This window comes from Candidatus Aegiribacteria sp. (genome assembly GCA_021108435.1).
Classification (GTDB): Bacteria; Fermentibacterota; Fermentibacteria; order Fermentibacterales; family JCC-6; genus Aegiribacteria.
The window spans coordinates 1-2,438 of sequence record JAIOQY010000123.1 but is presented as its reverse complement, the minus strand read 5'-3'; the positions used below and the strand labels follow the sequence as shown (position 1 = coordinate 2,438).

Here is a 2,438-nt window from a genome sequence, read left to right as displayed (position 1 = left end):
AAAGCCGATGCTAACGAGTGAATAACCATAAATGCATTCTGGACAAATCAGGATTTTTAGAGCCTTTTCGTCTCTTGAGTTGGGACAGGAATATGCCGGAGATGATGATGTCCATTCCGATTTTTCTGTTAAGTTTCCGCTTCCTGGGGAAGTACTGGCGAAGCAGACCGTCATTGGTTCTGGTGTGTGTCTAAGAAGGGTTTCCGGTTGCAGGTGAATCCTTCAGGTCGTTGAACATGGTTGGGGCCCTCCGTATCATTACCTTGAAGTAGTAAGTAGTGAATCAAGGGTCAGTGAGACGGGGCAAGGAGAGCCTTCAGGGGTTTGGTTCCGAAAAGTGGAAAATCCAATTTCCTGATTGGTATGAAGGATAGATTATGAAAGCGAAGATACTGAGAGGCCTCGGGGTGTTCGTAGTCCTGTTCCTGATAGGCTCGGTCTCGGTCTTTGCAGACGATGTAATAGTCTATACCTGCTATCAGGGCTTCAACTCAAGAGTTTACATCATGGACATGGACGGCACCAAGGATTCCTCAACAAGCTATGATGGCTATGTATATGGCTCTACTTATCTCAACGACAGGCTGTACACTCTTACTGAAGACAACCTGATCCAATGCTGGGACATATCTCAATGGCCTGACATGATACTGTACCCACCATCAATGATTACCCCGCCCACCCCTGAATGCCGGGGCCTCAGCCACGATGGTGAACATTTCTGGACCGCTGAAAGCAAAGACCAGGCTGGCTTCATATACTGCTTCAACACCGAAGGCACCATCATCACCCAGATCAACGAACCAGCCTACTCCGGATGGGGCGTCTGCGTTGCTCCCAATTACCCCACAGCCCTCCACCGACACACCTGGGCCAGTATTAAGATGAGCTACTGAACCTAGTCCGCAAATCTCACCAGCATTCTACTGCGTTGTCCAGTGACAATTACATTTCCGAGTGGGAATATTATCTGACGCTGATCACTGTCCAGTACTTCACATGATAGGAAAGTAGAGCAGAGGAATAGTAAATCAGGATTTAAGATACAGAGCAGTCAGTGTTGTCTATACAGCTTCTTGTTATTATGTAGTAGATGCATTATGTAACTACTACATAATAGTAGAAAGGTTATTATATGAGATTGGAGTTCCTGAACAGGCACAGTGAATTGGAAAGGCTTGAAAAAGCTTTTTCGGGAAGATCATCTTCTTTTATCTGCCTTTACGGCAGGAGAAGGTGCGGCAAAACACGGCTTCTTATGGAATCCCTGAAAACTGTTACCCATGTTTACTATTCCGGTGCAAGGCGTGAGCGGAAAGTGCAGCTGTCTTTACTGGCAGGGGAGATCTCCAGGCTTCTGCCCGGATTCGACAGAGTGGAATATCCCGGCTGGGACGAATTGCTGCAGCGATGGTGCCAGGATGCACCTGAAGGTGCGGTTCTTGTGCTTGATGAGTTTCCCTGGATTGTCGAACAGGCTCCGGAGTTGCCCGGAATACTTCAGAAATACATTGATAATGATCATGCGGAAACCAGGCATTTTGCAGTTTGCGGATCATCTCAGAGGATGATGATGGGGCTTTTACTTGATGCCTCCGCACCGCTCTACGGCAGAGCGACCGAGCTTATCAGGCTCGCTCCGATGCATATTGAATATCTGATGGATGCACTGCATACATCAACCTCATTGCAATCACTTGAGAACTGGGCCGTATGGGGAGGAGTACCAAGATACTGGGAGATAGCCGCGGATTACGATAATCTGTGGCAGGCTGTCTCAGAAACAGTTCTGGACCCGCTCGGAGTGTTTCATAGAGAACCGGAAAGACTCCTTCTGGATGATATGAGAGATATAGTGCAGCCGCTGTCAATACTGTCACTGATTGGAAGAGGCTCGCACAGAATATCTGAAATAGCCGGAAGACTGGGCAAGCAGGCTACATCGATCTCGAGACCCATCTCAAGGCTCCAGGAACTGGGTTATATTGAACGACGAATACCATTTGGGCAGTCTCCCCGAAAGTCAAAACTCAGTTACTACAGTGTTAAGGATTCATTTCTCCGTTTCTGGTTCCGTTTTGTTGAACCGGAAATGTCTCTGCTTGAGTCCGGAGGGAAGGAATTTGTTCTGGAATCCATCAGAACATCCTGGAATCAGTACCTGGGTCATGTATGGGAAGATCTTGTCAGAAGAAGTATTCCCAGAATGATCATTGATGAACTGCATTGGGGACCTGCCTCGGGCTGGTGGTCAGGAAGAAGAGATCGTGGTATCGAGCTGGATGTTGTGTCAGCAAGCCCTGATAGAAAAGGAGAACTGCTGATCGGAGAGGCTAAACTTCATATTTCACATGATGATATTGAGCTCCTTTTAAACCAGCTTCGAAATAAAGTGGAAAGAACACCTCTATTCTCAAATACGAAGAACATCAGGTATC

2 protein-coding genes are annotated in these 2,438 nt (G+C 47.3%); both read left to right on the top strand.

Annotated elements, in window-relative coordinates; genetic code table 11:
* Positions 1 to 377 precede the first annotated feature (377 nt).
* Positions 378 to 896, top strand: coding sequence for a hypothetical protein (locus K8R76_07035; protein MCD4847927.1), 519 nt, complete (start codon positions 378 to 380; stop codon positions 894 to 896).
* Between the two features lie 239 nt (positions 897 to 1,135).
* Positions 1,136 to 2,438: ATP-binding protein (locus K8R76_07030; GenBank protein ID MCD4847926.1), on the top strand; the 1,303-nt coding region annotated here is incomplete at its 3' end.

Bases quoted from the DNA above. Each gene is read 5' to 3' on its own strand.
- K8R76_07035 (MCD4847927.1), top strand. From the start codon at position 378: ATGAAAGCGAAGATACTGAGAGGCCTCGGGGTGTTCGTAGTCCTGTTC.